Raw genomic sequence first — 18229 nt, forward strand, 5'->3', positions numbered from 1 at the left:
GGTCACATTTCCGATTGTTGCGCCACTTAGGTCCGACCCGGACACAAAATTGCGCAAAAACTGCGATTCGATACCTGTCCGCCCTTGGAATGTCAATAACGCTGACTTAAAGTCGGGGCGTGTAACGAATGAGGCCCGATATGTCCGAGATCCGCCCCGCCCCGGTCTTTGGCGGAGAAAGCCTGTTGTTTCTGACAGATGAACAGCTTCGGCAGGGGATCGAGGCGATGTTCTTCGCCTATCGCGGCTTTACCGCCGACCCCGACCGCATCTTGAGCGAAATGGCCTATGGCCGGGCGCATCACCGGGCGATCCATTTCATCAACCGTGCGCCGGGCACCACGGTGAACAACCTGCTGGCGATTCTGGGGGTGACCAAGCAGTCGCTGAACCGGGTGCTGCGCACGCTGATCGACGACGGCCTCGTCGAGAGCCGGGTCGGCACCGTCGACAAGCGCGAACGCCACCTGTACCTGACCGAAAAGGGCAAAGCGCTCGAGTCGCAGCTGTCGGACGCCCAGCGCGCCCGGATGCGCGCGGCCTACAAGGAGGCCGGCCCCGAGGCGGTTGCCGGGTTCCGCAAAGTTCTTGAAGCGATGATGGATGCTGATATGCGTCGGGCTTACACGAAACTGCGGGATTCAACTTCATGAGCGATGTGGACGCCCATCTTCTGATCGTCGATGACGATGAACGCATCCGCGATCTGCTCAAGAAATTCTTGATGCGCAGCGGATTTCTGGTGACGGCGGCGCGTGATGCCGCCCATGCGCGGCGGATCCTGTCGGGGCTGGATTTCGACCTGATCGTGATGGACGTGATGATGCCGGGCGAGGATGGCGTTAGCCTGACCCGGGCCCTGCGCGAGACGCATGACACGCCGATCCTGCTGCTGACCGCACGCGGCGAGACCGAGCACCGGATCGCCGGGTTGGAAGCCGGGGCAGACGATTACCTGGCCAAGCCGTTCGAGCCCAAGGAACTGCTGCTGCGGATCAACGCGATCCTGCGGCGGATGCCGGAAACCACGGCGCAGGATACGGCTGCCAAGATCCTGCATCTGGGGCCGATCCGCTATGACATCGAACGCGGCGAGATGTGGCAGGGCGAAGAGCCGGTGCGGCTGACCGCCACCGAAAGCCAGTTGATGAAGATCTTCTCGGCCCAACCGGGCGAGCCGATCAGCCGGTCGAAGCTGGTCGAGGATCTGGGGCGCGACAAGGGGCAGGCGCAGGAACGTGCGGTGGACGTGCAGATCACGCGCCTGCGCCGCAAGATCGAACAGGACCCGAAGCAGCCGCGCTATCTGCAAACGGTTCGGGGCGCAGGATATATGCTGGCGCCGGATTGATTTTGCCGCCGCCCGGCGTTTTCTTGCCTTCGGCGAGGATATTTTTGGCCAGATGAAGTTGGGGGATATTCATGAAGACCGCTGTTTTGACGCATACCGACTGTCTGGGTCATGTCACCCCTGAGGGGCACCCCGAGCGGGTGGCCCGGCTGGAACATATCCTGCATGCGCTGGAGTCGTTGGACCTGCAGCGGGTGACCGCGCCGCTGGCGGCGGATGATGATCTGCTACGGATTCATCCCGAGAGTTACATCCGCGAAATCCGTGACAGCCGCCCGACCGAAGGGTTCCGCCAGATCGACGGGGATACGTTCATGTCACCCGGCTCGGTCGATGCGGCCTATCGGGCGGCGGGGGCCGTTGTGCGGGCGGTGGACATGGTGCTGGGCGGTGAGGCGCCAAATGCGTTCTGCGCCATTCGGCCGCCGGGCCATCACGCCGAACGGGAAACCGCCATGGGGTTCTGCCTGTTCGGCAATGCCGCCCTGGCGGCGAAACATGCGCTGGATCATCACGGGCTGGATCGGGTCGCGGTGGTGGATTTCGACGTGCATCACGGCAATGGCACGCAGGATCTGCTGTGGGACGAGGCCCGTGCGCTGGTGATCACCAGCCAGCAGATGCCACTGTGGCCGGGTTCGGGACGGCCGGATGAAACCGGGGCGCATGACACCATCGTGAACATCCCGCTGGCCCCCGGCACCGGTGGGGCCGAGATGCGCGCGGCCTACGAGGCGCAGGCCTTTCCTCGGCTGCGCGCGTTCAGGCCCGAGCTGATCGTCATCTCGGCCGGGTTCGACGCGCATCAGGACGATCCGCTGGCCAATCTGAACTGGTCCACCGACGACTTCGCCTGGATCACCGCGCAGCTGTGCCGGATCGCTGATGAGCTGTGTGGGGGCCGTATCGTCTCGACTCTGGAAGGCGGGTATGATCTGAACGCACTGGCCAAGGCCACACGCGCCCATGTTGAAGAACTGATGAAGGCAGCCCGATGACCGAGACCCCCGTTGAACAGATGACATTCGAACAGGCGATGAAAGAGCTGGAGGCCGTGGTCGGCCAGCTGGAGCGCGGCGACGTGGCGCTGGACCAGTCGATCGCCCTGTACGAGCGCGGCGCCAAGCTGAAGAAACGCTGCGAAGACGAGTTGAAGCGCGCCGAGGAGAAAGTGGCCGCCATCACGCTGGATGCCGATGGGCAGCCCACCGGGACGACCCCTGTCGAAGGCCTGTAATGTTTTCCGAAAGGCTGGTGCAGGATGCTGCGCTGATCCAGGCGCAGTTCGATCTGGTTCTGAATGCGTTCGAACCGGTCGATGTCACCCGGGCGATGGCCTATGCCACGCAGGGCGGCAAGCGGCTGCGCGGATTTCTGGTGCTGGAAAGCGCCCGGCTGCACGGAATGGACGAGACCTGCGCGATCTGGCCCGCGACCGGGATCGAGGCGCTGCACGCCTACAGCCTGGTACACGACGATCTGCCCTGCATGGACGATGACGATCTGCGGCGCGGTCGTCCGACCGTGCACAAGCAATGGAACGACGGCATCGCGGTTCTGGCTGGCGACGCTTTGCAGGCGCTGGCGTTCGAGCTTTGCACCCGGCCCGAGGTCGGATCTGCAGGCGTTCGGGCCGAACTGGCGCTGACCCTCGCCCGGGCCAGCGGTGCGCAAGGCATGGTTCTGGGTCAGGCGTTGGACATCGCTGCCGAAACTGCCGAACAACCTTTGACCCTGCCGGAAATCACGCATCTTCAGGCCGGCAAGACCGGGGCGCTGATCGAATGGTCGGCGTGCGCCGGTGCTGTTCTGTCGGAGGCTGATCCGACCCCATTGCGCCAATATGCCCGTGCGCTGGGTCTTGCCTTTCAGATCGCCGACGACATCCTTGATGTGGAGGGTGACAGCGAAAAGGCGGGCAAACGATTGCAGAAGGACGCACAGGCGGGCAAGGCAACTTTCGTTTCGCTGCTGGGTCTGGATGCAGCGAAGGCGCGCGCTGCCGAGCTGGTCGAGCAGGCCTGCGCCGCGTTGGACGCGTACGGACCGCGGGCCGAAACCTTGAAGGACGCCGCCCGCTTCGTTATTGCGCGTGAAAGCTGAACCGTAAGGGATGCCATGTCAGACCGTCCGAACACCCCGCTTCTGGACCTTGTGAACCGCCCGGCGGATCTCAAGCAGTTTTCGGACGTGCAGCTGCATCAGCTGGCACACGAGTTGCGGGCCGAGACGATCTCGGCCGTATCGGTGACCGGCGGGCATCTGGGCGCGGGGCTGGGCGTGGTCGAGCTGACCGTGGCCCTGCACGCGGTGTTCGACACGCCGCGCGACAAGATCATCTGGGATGTCGGGCACCAGTGTTATCCCCACAAGATCCTGACCGAGCGGCGCGACCGCATCCGCACCCTGCGCCAGAAAGGCGGCCTGAGCGGGTTCACCAAGCGCAGCGAAAGCCCCTATGACCCGTTCGGCGCGGCGCACAGCTCGACCTCGATCAGCGCGGCGCTGGGCTTTGCCGTGGCCCGCGACCTGGGCGGGGTCACGCCCGAGGGGCTGGGCGACGCGATCGCGGTGATCGGCGACGGGTCGATGTCGGCCGGCATGGCCTTCGAGGCGATGAACAATGCTGGCCACCTGAAAAAACGCCTGATCGTGATCCTGAACGACAACGAGATGAGCATCGCCCCGCCCGTGGGTGCACTGTCGAACTATCTTTCACGCATCTATGCCGAAGAGCCGTTCCACGATCTGAAGGCCGCCGCCAAGGGGGCGGTGTCGCTGCTGCCCGAACCGTTCCGCGAAGGCGCCAAGCGCGCCAAGGAAATGCTCAAGGGCATGGCCGTGGGCGGCACGCTGTTCGAAGAGCTGGGATTCTCCTATGTCGGCCCGATCGACGGGCATGACCTGGACCAGCTGCTGCCGGTGCTGCGCACGGTCAAGGCGCGGGCGACCGGGCCGATTCTGATCCACGCGCTGACCAAAAAGGGCAAGGGCTATGCCCCGGCAGAGCAGGCCCGCGACAAGGGCCATGCCACCGCCAAATTCGACGTGGTGACCGGCAAGCAGCAGAAGGCGCCGTCGAACGCGCCATCCTACACCTCGGTCTTCGGCAAGACCCTGGTGGACGAGGCCAGCCGCGACGACAAGATCGTGGCGGTGACCGCGGCGATGCCCGACGGCACCGGGCTGAACCTGTTCGCCGAACGCTACCCGTCGCGCTGTTTCGACGTGGCGATTGCCGAGCAGCACGGGGTCACTTTCTCGGCCGCGCTGGCTGCGGGCGGGCTCAAGCCGTTCTGCGCGATGTATTCCACGTTTTTGCAGCGCGGCTATGACCAGGTGGTGCACGACGTGGCGATCCAACGCCTGCCGGTGCGCTTTGCCATCGACCGTGCGGGGCTGGTTGGTGCTGATGGCGCGACCCATGCCGGGTCGTTCGACATCGCCTACCTGTCCAACCTGCCGGGCATGGTGGTGATGGCCGCCGCCGACGAGGCCGAGCTGGTGCACATGGTCGCCACCGCCGCCGCCCATGACGACGGACCGATCGCGTTGCGCTATCCGCGGGGCGAAGGCGTGGGCGTCGATCTGCCCGAACGTGGACAGGTTCTGGAAATCGGCAAGGGCCGCCTGATCCAGTCGGGGGCGCGGGTGGCGATCCTGTCCTTCGGCACGCGCCTGGCCGAGGTGCAGAAGGCCGCCGAATCTTTGGCCGCGCGCGGCATCACCCCCACCATCGCCGACGCCCGGTTCGCCAAGCCGCTGGACCGCGACCTGATCCTGGACCTGGCCGCCAACCACGAGGCGCTGATCACCATCGAAGAAGGCGCCATCGGCGGGTTCGGCAGCCACGTGGCACAACTGCTGGCGGATGAGGGCGTGTTCGACCGCGGACTGAAATACCGCTCGATGGTTCTTCCGGACATTTTCATCGACCAGGCCAGCCCCGCCGACATGTACGCGGTCGCAGGCATGAACGCCGAAAATATCGAAGCCAAGGTGCTTGCCGTTCTGGGCATCGCATCAATCGGCGAAAAACGCGCCTGATCCCGACCGGATCGTCGGCTGCCCTCAGCCAGAGCGGCACTCGGGTCGAACGACGGGTGAACAAGGCCAGTCGCCCACCAGCAAAACCTCACATCGGGGTCAACAACCGGTCTTGCCTACGCCGGTTGGACGGTTTAAACGATCCTTCGCACCGCATACCGCGCCCCCACGGGAACGGGTGCGCGTCGAAAAATGGGCCGCTGTAGCTCAGCTGGTAGAGCACGTCATTCGTAATGATGGGGTCGGGGGTTCGAGTCCCTTCAGCGGCACCATAGCTTCTCGGAACAGACTTCGGTGGTTTGCCGCCAGTTTTCCCGTCTGTTGCTTAGGTTCTTCAATTTATCTGCCGTGCAACCTTTCCGGAAGTTTGGGTTGCTCATCCGCGTGGCGGCCCTAACTCGACGGAAATGACGCAGACAAACGAACGCTCCCCCAGCCGGCTGATCTTGGTGCTGGGCGACCAACTGAGCCAAGACTTAAGCGCCTTGAGTCAGGCGGAGAAGGCGCGAGACACGGTGTTGATGGCCGAAGTCGCGGACGAGGCGGGATATGTTCCGCATCACAAAAAGAAGATCGCGTTTGTCTTTTCGGCAATGCGCCATTTCGCAGATGAGCTCGGTGCGGCGGGGTGGCAGGTCCGTTATGTCAGGCTGGATCACCCTGACAATACCGGCTCCATCACAGGCGAGATCGCGCGGGCCATCGCGGATCTGTCGATTACAAACGTTCAGGTGACCGAGCCCGGCGAGTATCGGCTGCAAACCGCCTTGCTGGAGTGGGCGGACCAAAGCCAAACCGATCTACATATGCTGGAAGATGACCGGTTTGTCGCCACGCATCAGGAGTTCCGCAATTGGGCGGACGGACGCAAGCAGTTGCGGATGGAATATTTCTATCGCGAGATGCGGCGCAAAACGGGGCTGTTGATGAACGGCGACCAACCCGAAGGCGGGCGCTGGAACTTTGATGCGGAAAACCGCAAACCCGCCACTGCCGATCTGTTTATGCCCCGACCGCCCCGATCCGACCCGGATGACATCACCACCGAGGTTCTGAGCCTTGTCGAAACCCAGTTTGGCGACAACTTCGGACAGCTGCGCCCGTTCTGGTTCGAGGTGACCCGCGCCGGCGCGCTCGAGGCGCTGGACCATTTCGTGGAACACGCTCTGCCTCTGTTCGGGGACCATCAGGACGCAATGCTACAGGCAGAACCGTTCCTCTATCACTCGGTCCTGTCGCATTACCTGAACGCGGGTCTGCTGGGGCCGATGGAGATCTGCCGGCAGGTCGAGCGTGCCTACTATGAAGGCCGCGCGCCTTTGAATGCGGTCGAGGGCTTTATCCGTCAGATCATCGGCTGGCGAGAATATGTTCGGGGCCTCTATTGGCTGAACATGCCCGGGTACACGGAACGGAACCACTTCGGGGCAACCCGCCCGCTGCCGGATTTCTACTGGACGGCCAAAACGGAAATGGCCTGCATGGCGGCCGCTATCGGGCAGACGCGCGACCACGGCTATGCCCACCATATCCAGCGCCTGATGGTGACTGGCAATTTCGCGATGCTGGCCGGGGTCGATCCGCACGAAGTCCACGAGTGGTACCTGGCGGTTTACGCCGATGCGTATGAATGGGTCGAGGCCCCCAACGTGATCGGAATGAGCCAATTCGCCGATGGCGGATTGCTTGGGTCAAAACCCTACGCAGCAAGCGGAAACTACATCAACAAGATGTCGGATCACTGTTCGCATTGCCGCTATGACGTGAAACGCAAGTTCGGTGCGAATGCCTGCCCTTTCAATCCACTGTACTGGGATTTCCTAGCACGCAACGCCGACAAGCTGCGTGGCAATCCCAGGTTGGGCCATGCCTACCGAACCTGGGACCGGATGGACCCCGAAAAACAGGCCCAATACCGCGACAGCGCGCGCGAGATACTCGACAGCCTCTAGCGTTGGCCGGTCGAAGATGATCGGGCTCGGCGGCAACGCTGCGAGCAGTGGCGGACCTCGTCCCAGACCTTGGCCCATTTTCGCCGCCAGGTGAAAGGACGCCCGCATGTGGCGCAGGTTTTCGTCGGAAGATCCGACTTTTTCCGCATCCGCATCTAGTCCCCCAGATCCAATGACAATTGCGCCGGGTTGCGGGTGACCGCACGGCTGTTTCCTTTCCGCAAGCGCCCCTTACGGCTGCCATGCCGGGCCAAGACCTTCGCAGCCTCGTCCCGGAAACCTTCCCCGCGCCGCACCGCCCAGATCCGATCCCGGGCGAATCGGGCCGCCGCGACGTGATCAACGATGGGCATCGGGTAGCGTTTGCCCAGCACGGCACCTGCGTTCTCGGCCTTCCACGGCTCTTGCAGATGGCGATCCGGGATATCCGCCAATTCCGGCAACCAACGGCGGGTAAAAGTCCCGGTCGGGTCCTGATCATGGCCCTGCTTCACCGGGTTGTAGATCCGCAGCGCGTTGATACCCGTGGTGCCGGCCTGCATCTGCACCTGGCTCCAGTGGATGCCCGGTTCGTAATCGTTGAACAGGCGGGCGAGAACCTCACCGGGCGCGCGCCAGTCAAGCCACAGGTGATAGCTGGCCGTCGCCATCACCATCGCGCGCATTCGAAAGTTGAGCCACCCCGTTGCCCGCAAGTACCGCATGCATGCGTCAACAAATGGCAGGCCGGTCTCACCGTTGGCCCAGGCCTCCAGCCGATGCGAATCCGGGGCCGAGGGGCGGATCCCGTCATAGGCGCGATGCACGTTCTGGAACTCGATCCGGGGGTCATCCTCCAGTTTCTGGATAAAATGACAGTGCCAATGCAGCCGACCTTCGAACGAGGACATCGCCCCCCGCCACTGTTTGTCGGAGGTGTGGCTCAACGCTTTTTGCCGCGCCCATGTGGCCTGCATCACCTCGCGCATCGACAGCGTTCCCCACGCCAGATGCGGGGACAGGCGCGAACACGCGTGTTCCCCCAGCTGCGGTGAGGACATCGCGCTGCGATAGGTCCGGCCGCGCGTGCTCAGGAATGTGGTCAACCGGTCCGACGCCGCCGTGTGGCCGCCCGACTGGCGCCGTGGACATGGGTCCGGGTACAACCCCAATTCCGTGCTTGACGGGATCCCACCCGGGTCCATCGGGATGGGCCGCAACATGGGTGCGGGCGTGATCGGTTCGCTCATGAAGCGATCCCACTCTTTGGCCCAGCCATCGCGCGACGCCAGACGACGGCGAACCCCGTGATTGCGCGGCTGGTGCCATGGAATGCCCCGGGTTCGGCACCAGGACGCCACGCGTTTGTCCCGCTGAAAGGTCCAGTCGTTTCCCGTTTCTTCATGCGACCACAGGGCCGTGAGGTCGAACCTGTGCGCAAAATCGTCCAGGACCGACAGCATCTCGCCCGTCCGTATGATCAGGGGCTGGCCCAATTCCGCAAGCTGCCCGCGCAGCTCGACCAGGGTTTCGTGGATGAACGCCCATTGGCGAGCGGACATGTCGGGTTGACGCCAAAGATCGGGTTCAACCACGTAAAGCGGCACCAGCGCCCCCCGCTGTGCCGCATGAGCCAGGACACGATTGTCCTGCACCCTGAGATCCCGCTTGAACCAAACGATCTGCAAAACCGTTCTCCGAACCAAATCTGGGCAATAGCTAGTCTGGTCCGGCCAGCCCTCAACCGGGTTCAATGCGCCCCGGTAGGACCAGGACGCAAATAGCGCGCGGAACCGGTTCCGTCATGACCCGTTGCGACCGAAGCCTGTCGGGAAATGGGCAGGCCAGTTCACAAAGCGCTGCCTTGACGGGCGCTTTTTCGGTTGCAATGATCAAAACATGGGCGCTTTGAAAACTATTTTCGTTTCAGCACTATGCACTTTCTCATCCATCGGATTGCTTCATGCTGAAACCGACATGGTCAAATCGTTTGCCGGCTGCGCCGGGCGTTTTTCGGCCGAGATGGAGCATGCCTGGCTTCTGAACGACCCCAAGGCGCAGGACTATGAGTTGCTTCGCGGCGGTTTCGTGTCCTTGCTTGAGGCGACCGTGACGGCAGAGGAGGCCGAACTGGTCCTGAGCCACCGGGTGAACTCAAAACACGCCCATGCGCGCTTGCTCCATACGGCAACCTTTGGCTCGGACATCACGGCGGCCAGCGCCGCGCGGCAAACGGCCAGCGACCTTCTCGATCAGTGCAGCCTGCTGATACTGGGCGGCGTCTAAGACCACTCTTCGCTGCAGCGCCGCATTTTTGGGCGAACCATGCGGCACCGCCGCAAATTTGGGCAACACGCTGAATCAATCCAAAAACTCACGCCACCGGACTCTGAGCCCCGGCAAAAGCTGACCTAGCAATGTGGTGCGCCGAAAGACGGCTTGGAAAATGTGCGAAGGTGCCCGGCCTAGGAACCTGATGACGCCCTCGCACACCGCAATTAAGCGTGGGGGGTATATGGGATGTTTCGACGTTCCGGACAAGCCTGCTGCGCATCGCACAAAAGGAAACGCTGATGCACTCCAAACTACTCAACACTACTGCTGCTGTATTGTTCGCAACCGCCCTGCCCGCGCTGGCCGATTGCCCGATCAAAGTGGGCGTTCTGCACTCATTGTCCGGCACGATGGCCATCTCCGAGACCACGCTGAAAGACACGATGGAGATGCTGGTCGAACAGCAGAACGAAGCTGGTGGCCTGCTGGGCTGCGAGTTGGAAGCCGTAGTTGTCGACCCCGCCTCGGACTGGCCACTGTTTGCCGAGAAAGCGCGCGAACTGCTGACCGTCCACGAAGTTGACGTGATCTTTGGCAACTGGACATCGGTCTCCCGCAAATCCGTGTTGCCGGTCATCGAAGAGCTCAACGGTTTGCTGTTCTATCCGGTTCAGTACGAAGGCGAAGAAAGCTCGAAGAACGTCTTCTACACCGGTGCCGCACCGAACCAGCAGGCGATCCCCGCAACGGACTACTTCCTTGAGGAACTGGGGGTCGAGAAATTCGCCCTTTTGGGCACCGACTACGTGTATCCGCGCACGACGAACAACATCCTCGAAAGCTATCTGAAGCAGAAAGGCATCGCCGAAGAGGACATCTTCGTGAACTACACCCCCTTTGGCCATTCCGACTGGTCCAAGATCGTGGCGGATGTCGTTGCGCTGGGCGCGGACGGCAAGAAAGTCGGCGTCATCTCGACCATCAACGGCGACGCGAATGTGGGCTTCTACAAGGAACTGGCCGCCGCAGGTATCTCGGCGGATGACATCCCAGTAGTTGCCTTCTCGGTCGGCGAGGAAGAATTGGCCGGTCTGGACACAACCAACCTTGTCGGGCATCTGGCGGCGTGGAACTACTTCCAGTCGGCAGAGAGCGAAGCGAACGAGGCCTGGGTTGCCGCCTGGAAAGCCCGCATGGGCGAAGATCGGGTGACCAACGATCCGATGGAAGCGCATTACATCGGCTTCAACATGTGGGTTAACGCCGCGACCGAGGCGGGCTCGACGGATGTCGATGCCGTGCGCGCAGCCATGTACGGCCAGGAATTCCCGAACCTGACGGGCGGCACGGCCGTCATGCTGCCGAACCACCACCTCGCCAAGCCGGTTCTGATCGGCGAAATCCAGGAAGACGGTCAGTTCGACATCATCAGCCAGACCGAAGAGGTTCCGGGCGATGCCTGGACGGACTACCTGCCCGAATCCGCGGTTCTGATCTCGGATTGGAAAGAGCTGGGTTGCGGTATGTACAACACCGAAACTAAAAGCTGCGTACAGATCAAATCGAACTACTAAGATCTGAACCGGAATACCTCGGGGCGCATCACATGTGCCCCGGGGCCCAATGCCGAGGTCTCCCCAAATGACGCTTTCGATTTGCCGGGCTTTGCTTGCCCTGCTGCTGTTCGTGGCCCCTGGTCTTTTGCAAGCCCAATCCTCCGACGCGCCGGTCCAGAAGCTTTTGCAGGCCCATGCGGAGGTCATTCAAAAATCCTCTCGCAAGACGATCGGCCCTGCGATTGACGCCCTGGCGCAGAGTGGATTGCCCGAGGCACAAACCGTCCTGGAGCGGTGGCAGGCCAAGGACATGTGGTTCAACCGGGATACGGGCCTTTTCGTTTTTGCGTCCAAAGCCGATGGCGGTTTGCGGGTTTTTGACATCTCGGATGGGGCCGAGATCGGTGTCGTCGACAAGAAGAACTACAAACAACTCAAGCCGAACTCGGGCATTCGCGGGTTGATCGCTTCGGCGCTGGTGCAGTTTCAATTGAACGACCCCGACCCACTGAACCGAAGCGCAGCGCTGACGGCAATCGAGCGGGACGCGGAACCCTCGCACCTATCCGCCCTGCGCGGCGCCATTGCCGGAGAGCAGGACGCGGATCTGCGGGCCCGCAAGGACCGGCTCGAGCGTCTGTTGACGATCCGGTTTGATGATGACGCGGTCGCAAGGCTGGCTGCAATCGACAGCTTCGCCGGCGATCTGGGCGTTGACGTGCGCGCAACGCTCAATCCCCTAGTTGCATCTGGAATCAAGGTGTCCGACACGGCTCCGGATGGCGCTGTGACCATCGAGGCCGGGTCGGACGAACTGACACAGAAACAGGCCTATGACCTGTTGGTTGAGAACGGGTTGGCACCGGCCCTGGTGGACGACGGCACCATCAAAGAGACCCTGATTTCGAATATCGACGGTGACAGGGTCGCAGGCGTACAGGTGGCAAGTCTGGACGAAGATGCGGCACGACAAGCGGCATACCAGCTGCTGGCCGATCAGGGGCTCGCCGCTCCGTTGGTGACGCAGGACGACATCGCCGAGGCCGTGCAACAGTACAAGTTCTACCGAGTCTACACCTCGGCACCGTTGCCGGTGGCGCTGGCCGCGCAGGCCGTGCTGGACGATATCGAGATGCAAGTCGCTCTCAACCAGACGGCGGATCTGGTTCTGGATGCGCTGTCTCTCGCCTCGATCTATTTCCTTGCCGCCATCGGCCTTGCCATCACTTTCGGCGTCATGGGCGTCATCAACATGGCGCATGGTGAGTTCATCATGATGGGCGCCTATACCGGATATGTGGTTCAACTGTTCATTCCGGACCTGACCCTGTCGATCATTGTCGCCATTCCCTGCGCATTCCTGGTGACCTTCGGCGCCGGTGTTCTGCTGGAACGTCTGGTCATTCGCTGGCTGTATCACCGTCCGCTGGAGACGCTGCTTGCGACCTTCGGGGTTTCCATCGCGCTGCAGCAACTGGCCAAGAACATCTTTGGAACCCAGGCGCGTCCCCTGACCGCCCCGGCCTGGCTGGACGGTTCGATGGTGCTGAACGATATCGTCTCCATCAGTTACATCCGCATCGCGATCTTTGTTCTGGCGCTGCTGTTCCTCGCGCTTTTCCTCATCGTCATGAACCGGACCCGGCTGGGGCTTGAGGTGCGCGCCGTGACGCAGAACCCGCGCATGGCTTCCTCGATGGGTATCAATCCCGACCGGATCAACATGCTGACCTTCGGCTTTGGCTCGGGCATCGCGGGCATTGCCGGCGTGGCAATCGGGCTTTACGCAAAGGTCACGTCCGAGATGGGATCCGACTATATCGTGCAAAGCTTCATGACAGTGGTCGTGGGCGGTGTGGGCAACATCTGGGGGACGCTGCTGGGGGCCACGATGGTCGGCACGCTGCAGAAGGGGATCGAATGGTTCAACCCGTCCAATACCCTGGCGGCGCAGACCTACATGATCCTGTTCATCATCCTGTTCATTCAATTCCGGCCGCGCGGCATCATCGCGCTCAAGGGTCGGGCGGCGGAAGCGTGATATGGTTGACATGACATCCACAGCCAGCCCGATGCGAAAGCCATTTGTGCTGCGATATCCCTCGGTCGCGATCTTCTTGATCATTCTGGCCCTGTTCACGGCGACCATAACAGTGCTGGGCGAAGGGTTCGGGATCGGCCTGATATCCACCAGCTTCGTCAAGACATTGGGCAAGACCCTCTGCCTGTGCCTTGCGGCCTTGGCGATGGACCTGGTGTGGGGCTACACGGGCATCCTGTCCTTGGGGCATATGGCCTTCTTCGGTATCGGCGGATACGCCATCGGCATGTGGCTGATGTATGCGCGGACCGAGATCATCGTGATCGAAAGCCTCGCGTCCTCGGCCTTGCCACCAACGGCCCAGGAAATCTCTGATGGTATCGCCACCCAGATCTTCGGCGTCGTCGGCGCATCCGAGTTCCCACCGATCTGGGCTGTTGCGCATTCGCTGCCCTTGCAACTGGCCGCGGTCGTACTGGTGCCCGGCTTGCTGGCCCTTGTGTTCGGGTGGCTGGCCTTCCGCAGTCGCGTGACCGGGGTCTACCTGTCGATCCTGACACAGGCGATGACGCTGGCGCTGTCTCTGTACCTGTTTCAGAACGACAGCGGGCTGCGCGGGAACAACGGCCTGTCGGGTCTGCAGAATCTGCCGGGTCTGGATTCGGTGCCGCAATCGACGGTTTCGATCCTGTTCTTCTGGGCGTCGGCCCTCGCGCTGGGGCTGGGCTATCTGGTGTGTGCCTGGATGGTGTCCGGCAAGTTCGGATCGGTCATTCGCGCCATCCGGGACGACGAAAGCCGGGTTCGGTTCCTTGGGTATTCGGTCGAAGCCTACAAGCTGTTCATCTTCACCTTCACCGCCGTGATCTGCGGCATCGCGGGTGCCCTGTATTACCCGCAAGCCGGCATCATCAATCCAGCCGAGATCGCGCCCATTGCATCAATCTACCTGGCTGTCTGGGTGGCGATCGGCGGACGGGGCCGTCTGTACGGAGCAGTGATCGGCGCGGCATTCGTTTCTCTGCTGTCCACCTGGTTCACAGGTGGTCAGGCCCCCGACATCTCGCTGGGGTTCTACACGATCCAATGGGTCGACTGGTGGACCATCCTGCTTGGGCTGTCATTTGTCGCGGTCACGCTGTTTGCGCCTCGGGGTATCGGCGGTCTGATCGACAGATTTGCCGAGCGGCGCGCCCCGGACCGCCACGGCGCCGATCTGGGCCCGGACCTTGGGTCGCTGCGCGAAAAGGAGGCCGACGAATGAGCACGTTGCTTGAAGTCTCCGGCGTGTCCGTAACCTTCGACGGATTCAAAGCCATCAACAACCTGACATTCCAGATTGGCCCAGCCGAAATGCGCGCGGTCATCGGCCCGAACGGGGCAGGCAAGACGACGTTTATGGACATCATTACCGGCAAGACCAAACCGGATGACGGCCATGTACTGTGGGGTGACAAATCCGTGTCGCTCCTGTCGATGAGCGAAAGCCAGATTGCCCAGGCCGGCATCGGCCGAAAGTTCCAGCGCCCCACCGTTTTTGAGGACCAGAGCGTTCGCGAGAACCTGATGCTGGCCCTCAGGAACAAACGCGGCCCGCTGGCGGTCCTGCGGTTTCGGGCCGGACAGGCGGACTATCAGAAAGTCGCTGACCTGGCCCAGGAAATCGGACTGCAGAATGCCTTGAACCGCAAGGCGGGTGAGCTGAGCCACGGGCAGAAGCAGTGGCTTGAGATCGGCATGCTGCTGGCGCAGGATCCGCAGTTGCTGCTGGTCGATGAGCCGGCCGCCGGAATGACCCCCGCCGAGCGCGAGCACACAACCGACATTCTTGTCGCCGCCGCCAAAACCCGCGCCGTGGTGGTGGTTGAACATGACATGGAGTTCGTCCGCCGCCTGAACTGCAAGGTCACGGTGCTGCACGAGGGGTCGGTTCTGGCCGAAGGGTCGCTGGACCACGTCACCAATAATGACAAAGTGATTGAGGTGTATCTTGGCCGCTGAGCTTCTGGAAATCTCGGACCTGTCCCTGCACTACGGCGGCAGCCAGATCCTAAGCGGGATCGACATCACCGCGCGTCAGGGCCAGGTCACCTGCGTGATGGGCACCAACGGCGTCGGCAAGACCAGCCTGTTGAAAGCCATCTCCGGAACGCACCCCCGCAGCGGCGGTGAATACCGGCTTGGCGACGAGGAGATCGGCAAGGCCACATCCTATGAGCTGGCTCGAAAAGGTGTGGCCTATGTTCCGCAAGGACGAGAAATCTTTCCGTTTCTGACGGTCCGCGAGAACCTGGAAACCGGCTTTGCCTGCCTGCCCCGCAGCGAACACAGGATACCTGACTACATCTTCGAACTGTTCCCGATTCTCAAAGAGTTCCTGTCGCGGCGCGGTGGTGATCTGTCAGGCGGTCAGCAGCAGCAGCTCGCAATTGCGCGGGCCTTGATCACGAAACCCAGGCTGCTTTTGCTGGATGAACCAACCGAGGGCATCCAGCCCAACATCATCAAGCAGATCGGCGAAGTCATCCGCCTGTTGCGCGATCAAGGTGAGATGGCGATTGTCCTGGTCGAGCAGTATTTTGATTTCGCGTATTCTCTGGGCGACAGTTTTCTGGTGCTGGAACGCGGGTCGCCATTCCTGAAAGGATCAAAATCCGAACTTGGTCAGCAGCAGCTCAGGGCGGCCGTTTCGGTTTGATCTTACCGGCCCAGTGCTTCGGGCAGGTGTTCCACCAAGGCCCGCTGCACGACGGCAAACCGCGGTGTGCGCGCAATCTCTTCAAGCGTGGCAACCCACAGAGGAACCTCGATTTTCGGATCGATGTCCGGCGCCCGCCGCAACCGCAGGTCCGCATCACCGATGAACGTCGGCAAAAATGCCTTGCCGACACCTGTCGCAGCCATCTGCTGGAGCACAAGGAAACTGTCCGCGCCGATGGTCGTGTCTTCATCCCGCACATGTTCGGCCATCCATCTGGCCGGGACCGAACCGCTCAGCGCCCCGTCCAAACGCATCCATTTTCGGTTGGCGGACCCATCGTCGTAGACCCCGAAGGCCAACGCGCCAGCCCGCTCGCCCACCAAGTCTTCGCCCAGGCGTATTGATGGACGCACGGCAATGTCAGCGGTCAGCCGCGACAGGTCATGGTGATTGTTCCCGCTCAGCAGACTCAGTTCCAAACCCGGATAAAGCGCAGAAATGCGGTTCAGTATCCCGGGCAAAACAAGCTGGCAAAGGCTGTCGGTCGAGGCAATCCGCACCCGCCCGGTCGGCGAACGGTCCGCGCCCACGATTGCCCGTTCAACCGAAAGCACCGCATCCTCGACATTTTCCATGGCAGAAAGAATGGCCCGGGCCTCGGGCAGCGTGCTGTAGCCCGTCGGGTTCTTTTGAAAGATCACGCACCCATGGCGTCGTTCAAACGCGGCCACCCTGCGCAGCACCGTTGCATGGGTCACGCCCAGCGCTGTGGCCGCTGCATTCAACGAGCCGTGCCGGCTTACGGCGAGTGCGTATCGGATGTCATCCCAGTTTTGATTGTTCATAAGTTAACAAGAAACGCAGAGAAATAAACAATTACAAGAAATTTCGATCAAGTTACCATTCGACACATTCATGTGGGAGAGATACCATGATCAAGAAATTCTCAATCCTTGCGGCGAGTTTGTTTTCTGCGGCCGTTATTGGCACGGCCGTAGCCCAGGAAAGCGAAAACCCGGCCGTCAAGGCGCGGAAGGCCGTCATGCAGCTGTATGCGTTTAATCTGGGCACGCTTGGCGGCATGGCCAAGGGCGAGGTGGAATACAACGCCGAGGCCGCGACGCGCGCGGCAAACAACCTGGTTGCCGTGACGCAGATCGATCAGTCGGCCATGTGGCCAGCCGGGTCCGACAATGTCTCCGACCCATCTTCTCGTGCGCTTCCGGCAATCTGGGAGAACTTCCCGGATGTCAGCGCCAAGGGCAAGGCAATGGCTGAAGCCGCGGTTGCGATGCAGGCCGCCGCCGGGCAAGATGTCGAAGCGCTGAAAGCAGCGATGGGACCATTGGGTGGAGCCTGTTCGGCATGTCACAAGGCTTACAGAGCCCCAAAGAACTGACAAGGCCCTGACGGTGCGGCGGCTTCTGTCGATTGCCGCGGGCGTCGCGGTCGTGGCCGGGCTGACCGGTCTGGTTCTGACCCGACCGCAACACGTCGATCCGGCCGAGTTGGACGGTATTGCCCCTGATCTTGTCAGGGGCGAGACCGTGTTCTTTGCGGCCGGATGCGCCTCGTGCCATTCAGCGCCGAACTCCGAGGGTGAGGAAAAGCTGGTGCTGGCGGGCGGACGCCGGTTCGAGACAGATTTCGGTACGTTCATAGCTCCGAACATATCCAGCGACCCAGAAGCCGGGATTGGGTCATGGTCGGCGCTGGAACTGGCGGATGCCCTGATCTACGGAACCGGGCCGGCCGGGCAGCACTATTACCCGGCCTTCCCTTACACGACCTATACGAACATGACGCCGGAGGATGTCGTGTCGCTGCACGCATTCCTCGGCACCCTGCCGGCCGCCTCGCAGGAAAGTATCGCGCATGAGGTCGGTTTCCCCTTCAACATCCGGCGAAGTTTGGGCGGCTGGAAGCTTCTCTACCTTGAACCAGGGTGGGTGGTGGACGGTGATCTCGATGCGCAGCAGCAGCGCGGGCGCTACCTGGTCGAAGCCTTGGGCCATTGCGCCGAGTGCCACACACCCAGAGATGGTCTTGGCGGCATGAACCGGGATCAATGGCTGGCGGGTGCGCCAAATCCCAGCGGAAAAGGGCGCATTCCCGGCCTGACCACCAACCACCTGGATTGGTCCGAAGCCGACATCGCCGAATACCTGAAGTCCGGTTTCACTCCGGACTATGACAGTGCCGGCGGAGAGATGGCCGAGGTCATCGAGAACACTTCCCGTCTGTCCGATGAGGACCGGTTGGCGATTGCCGCATATCTCAAGGTTGTTCCGGTACCGGCCAACGACGCCACAACAGACTGAGCCGACG

18 protein-coding genes and 1 tRNA gene are annotated in these 18229 nt (G+C 61.9%); 16 read left to right on the forward strand and 3 right to left on the reverse strand.

Features of this window, described 5'->3' with window-relative positions:
• The first annotated feature begins 140 nt into the window (after positions 1-140).
• The 8 genes from ACR3EK_RS14995 to ACR3EK_RS15030 all read left to right on the forward strand — a co-directional run bounded on the left by ACR3EK_RS14995 (position 141) and on the right by ACR3EK_RS15030 (position 7350).
• Positions 141-653 (forward strand): MarR family winged helix-turn-helix transcriptional regulator, encoded by a 513-nt coding sequence (locus ACR3EK_RS14995; RefSeq protein ID WP_170459594.1) that lies wholly within the window; start codon positions 141-143, stop codon positions 651-653.
• Positions 650-1351, forward strand: a complete 702-nt coding sequence (locus tag ACR3EK_RS15000; RefSeq protein WP_480633788.1) for a response regulator — start codon at positions 650-652, stop codon at positions 1349-1351. Before ACR3EK_RS14995 ends, ACR3EK_RS15000 begins: the two co-directional genes overlap by 4 nt.
• Positions 1352-1422: 71 nt before the next feature.
• Complete coding sequence (locus ACR3EK_RS15005) at positions 1423-2349, forward strand: histone deacetylase family protein (RefSeq protein ID WP_480633789.1); 927 nt, start codon at positions 1423-1425, stop codon at positions 2347-2349.
• Positions 2346-2588: an exodeoxyribonuclease VII small subunit gene (locus ACR3EK_RS15010; RefSeq protein ID WP_005979588.1), complete on the forward strand. Its 243-nt coding sequence runs from the start codon at positions 2346-2348 to the stop codon at positions 2586-2588. The genes ACR3EK_RS15005 and ACR3EK_RS15010 overlap by 4 nt, the downstream gene beginning before the upstream one ends.
• A complete protein-coding gene (locus ACR3EK_RS15015; protein WP_170525593.1) occupies positions 2588-3454 on the forward strand; it encodes a polyprenyl synthetase family protein in 867 nt (288 codons plus the stop codon). Before ACR3EK_RS15010 ends, ACR3EK_RS15015 begins: the two co-directional genes overlap by 1 nt.
• A gap of 15 nt (positions 3455-3469) precedes the next feature.
• Positions 3470-5398 (forward strand): 1-deoxy-D-xylulose-5-phosphate synthase, encoded by a 1929-nt coding sequence (gene dxs, locus ACR3EK_RS15020; RefSeq protein ID WP_480633790.1) that lies wholly within the window; start codon positions 3470-3472, stop codon positions 5396-5398.
• Positions 5399-5594: 196 nt separating this feature from the next.
• Positions 5595-5670, forward strand: a tRNA-Thr gene (locus tag ACR3EK_RS15025).
• 135 nt (positions 5671-5805) lie between these two features.
• Entirely contained in the window at positions 5806-7350 is a 1545-nt protein-coding gene (locus ACR3EK_RS15030) for a cryptochrome/photolyase family protein (protein WP_480633791.1), read from the forward strand.
• Here the strand turns inward: ACR3EK_RS15030 and ACR3EK_RS15035 are convergent.
• Both ACR3EK_RS15035 and ACR3EK_RS15040 read right to left on the reverse strand, forming a co-directional pair.
• Positions 7347-7499 carry a DUF2256 domain-containing protein gene (locus ACR3EK_RS15035; RefSeq protein ID WP_217353607.1) on the reverse strand — a complete coding sequence of 51 codons (153 nt, stop codon included), beginning with the start codon at positions 7497-7499 and terminating at the stop codon, positions 7347-7349. The two genes, ACR3EK_RS15030 and ACR3EK_RS15035, sit on opposite strands and share 4 nt — an antisense overlap.
• 6 nt (positions 7500-7505) lie before the next feature.
• Positions 7506-9017: an FAD-binding domain-containing protein gene (locus ACR3EK_RS15040; RefSeq protein WP_480633792.1), complete on the reverse strand. Its 1512-nt coding sequence runs from the start codon at positions 9015-9017 to the stop codon at positions 7506-7508.
• Between the two features lie 289 nt (positions 9018-9306).
• Between ACR3EK_RS15040 and ACR3EK_RS15045 the strand changes: the two genes are divergently transcribed.
• From ACR3EK_RS15045 to urtE, 6 genes are all read left to right on the forward strand, one after another.
• On the forward strand, positions 9307-9615 hold the full coding sequence (locus ACR3EK_RS15045) for a hypothetical protein (protein WP_170340832.1): 309 nt from the start codon (positions 9307-9309) through the stop codon (positions 9613-9615).
• Between the two features lie 287 nt (positions 9616-9902).
• Positions 9903-11177 (forward strand): urea ABC transporter substrate-binding protein, encoded by a 1275-nt coding sequence (urtA, locus tag ACR3EK_RS15050; RefSeq protein WP_170340831.1) that lies wholly within the window; start codon positions 9903-9905, stop codon positions 11175-11177.
• Positions 11178-11244: 67 nt separating this feature from the next.
• Entirely contained in the window at positions 11245-13200 is a 1956-nt protein-coding gene (urtB, locus tag ACR3EK_RS15055; protein WP_480633793.1) for an urea ABC transporter permease subunit UrtB, read from the forward strand.
• 31 nt (positions 13201-13231) lie between these two features.
• Positions 13232-14464, forward strand: coding sequence for an urea ABC transporter permease subunit UrtC (gene urtC / locus ACR3EK_RS15060; RefSeq protein ID WP_170364400.1), 1233 nt, complete (start codon positions 13232-13234; stop codon positions 14462-14464).
• Positions 14461-15201 carry an urea ABC transporter ATP-binding protein UrtD gene (gene urtD, locus ACR3EK_RS15065; protein WP_480633794.1) on the forward strand — a complete coding sequence of 247 codons (741 nt, stop codon included), beginning with the start codon at positions 14461-14463 and terminating at the stop codon, positions 15199-15201. Before urtC ends, urtD begins: the two co-directional genes overlap by 4 nt.
• Positions 15191-15898, forward strand: coding sequence for an urea ABC transporter ATP-binding subunit UrtE (gene urtE / locus ACR3EK_RS15070; RefSeq protein ID WP_170451726.1), 708 nt, complete (start codon positions 15191-15193; stop codon positions 15896-15898). The genes urtD and urtE overlap by 11 nt, the downstream gene beginning before the upstream one ends.
• 2 nt (positions 15899-15900) lie before the next feature.
• Here urtE and ACR3EK_RS15075 read toward each other — a convergent pair whose 3' ends face one another.
• Positions 15901-16746, reverse strand: a complete 846-nt coding sequence (locus ACR3EK_RS15075) for a LysR family transcriptional regulator (protein WP_480633795.1) — start codon at positions 16744-16746, stop codon at positions 15901-15903.
• An 86-nt stretch (positions 16747-16832) separates the two neighbouring features.
• On the opposite strand from ACR3EK_RS15075, the gene ACR3EK_RS15080 reads away from it, so the two are divergent.
• Both ACR3EK_RS15080 and ACR3EK_RS15085 read left to right on the forward strand, forming a co-directional pair.
• Entirely contained in the window at positions 16833-17300 is a 468-nt protein-coding gene (locus ACR3EK_RS15080; RefSeq protein WP_170419832.1) for a c-type cytochrome, read from the forward strand.
• A gap of 13 nt (positions 17301-17313) precedes the next feature.
• Positions 17314-18222 (forward strand): c-type cytochrome, encoded by a 909-nt coding sequence (locus ACR3EK_RS15085; protein WP_170433641.1) that lies wholly within the window; start codon positions 17314-17316, stop codon positions 18220-18222.
• Positions 18223-18229: the final 7 nt, after the last annotated feature.

It is taken from the genome of Ruegeria sp. BC8 (genome assembly GCF_056535705.1).

Excerpts from the sequence above, each read along its gene's own strand:
- ACR3EK_RS14995 (WP_170459594.1), top strand. The coding sequence starts at position 141 with ATGTCCGAGATCCGCCCCGCCCCGGTCTTTGGCGGAGAAAGCCTGTTG.
- ACR3EK_RS15000 (WP_480633788.1), top strand. The coding sequence starts at position 650 with ATGAGCGATGTGGACGCCCATCTTCTGATCGTCGATGACGATGAACGC.
- ACR3EK_RS15005 (WP_480633789.1), top strand. The coding sequence starts at position 1,423 with ATGAAGACCGCTGTTTTGACGCATACCGACTGTCTGGGTCATGTCACC.
- ACR3EK_RS15010 (WP_005979588.1), top strand. The coding sequence starts at position 2,346 with ATGACCGAGACCCCCGTTGAACAGATGACATTCGAACAGGCGATGAAA.
- ACR3EK_RS15015 (WP_170525593.1), top strand. The coding sequence starts at position 2,588 with ATGTTTTCCGAAAGGCTGGTGCAGGATGCTGCGCTGATCCAGGCGCAG.
- dxs (WP_480633790.1), top strand. The coding sequence starts at position 3,470 with ATGTCAGACCGTCCGAACACCCCGCTTCTGGACCTTGTGAACCGCCCG.
- ACR3EK_RS15030 (WP_480633791.1), top strand. The coding sequence starts at position 5,806 with ATGACGCAGACAAACGAACGCTCCCCCAGCCGGCTGATCTTGGTGCTG.
- ACR3EK_RS15035 (WP_217353607.1), bottom strand. The coding sequence starts at position 7,499 with ATGCGGAAAAAGTCGGATCTTCCGACGAAAACCTGCGCCACATGCGGG.
- ACR3EK_RS15045 (WP_170340832.1), top strand. The coding sequence starts at position 9,307 with ATGGTCAAATCGTTTGCCGGCTGCGCCGGGCGTTTTTCGGCCGAGATG.
- urtA (WP_170340831.1), top strand. The coding sequence starts at position 9,903 with ATGCACTCCAAACTACTCAACACTACTGCTGCTGTATTGTTCGCAACC.
- urtB (WP_480633793.1), top strand. The coding sequence starts at position 11,245 with ATGACGCTTTCGATTTGCCGGGCTTTGCTTGCCCTGCTGCTGTTCGTG.
- urtC (WP_170364400.1), top strand. The coding sequence starts at position 13,232 with ATGCGAAAGCCATTTGTGCTGCGATATCCCTCGGTCGCGATCTTCTTG.
- urtD (WP_480633794.1), top strand. The coding sequence starts at position 14,461 with ATGAGCACGTTGCTTGAAGTCTCCGGCGTGTCCGTAACCTTCGACGGA.
- ACR3EK_RS15075 (WP_480633795.1), bottom strand. The coding sequence starts at position 16,746 with ATGAACAATCAAAACTGGGATGACATCCGATACGCACTCGCCGTAAGC.
- ACR3EK_RS15080 (WP_170419832.1), top strand. The coding sequence starts at position 16,833 with ATGATCAAGAAATTCTCAATCCTTGCGGCGAGTTTGTTTTCTGCGGCC.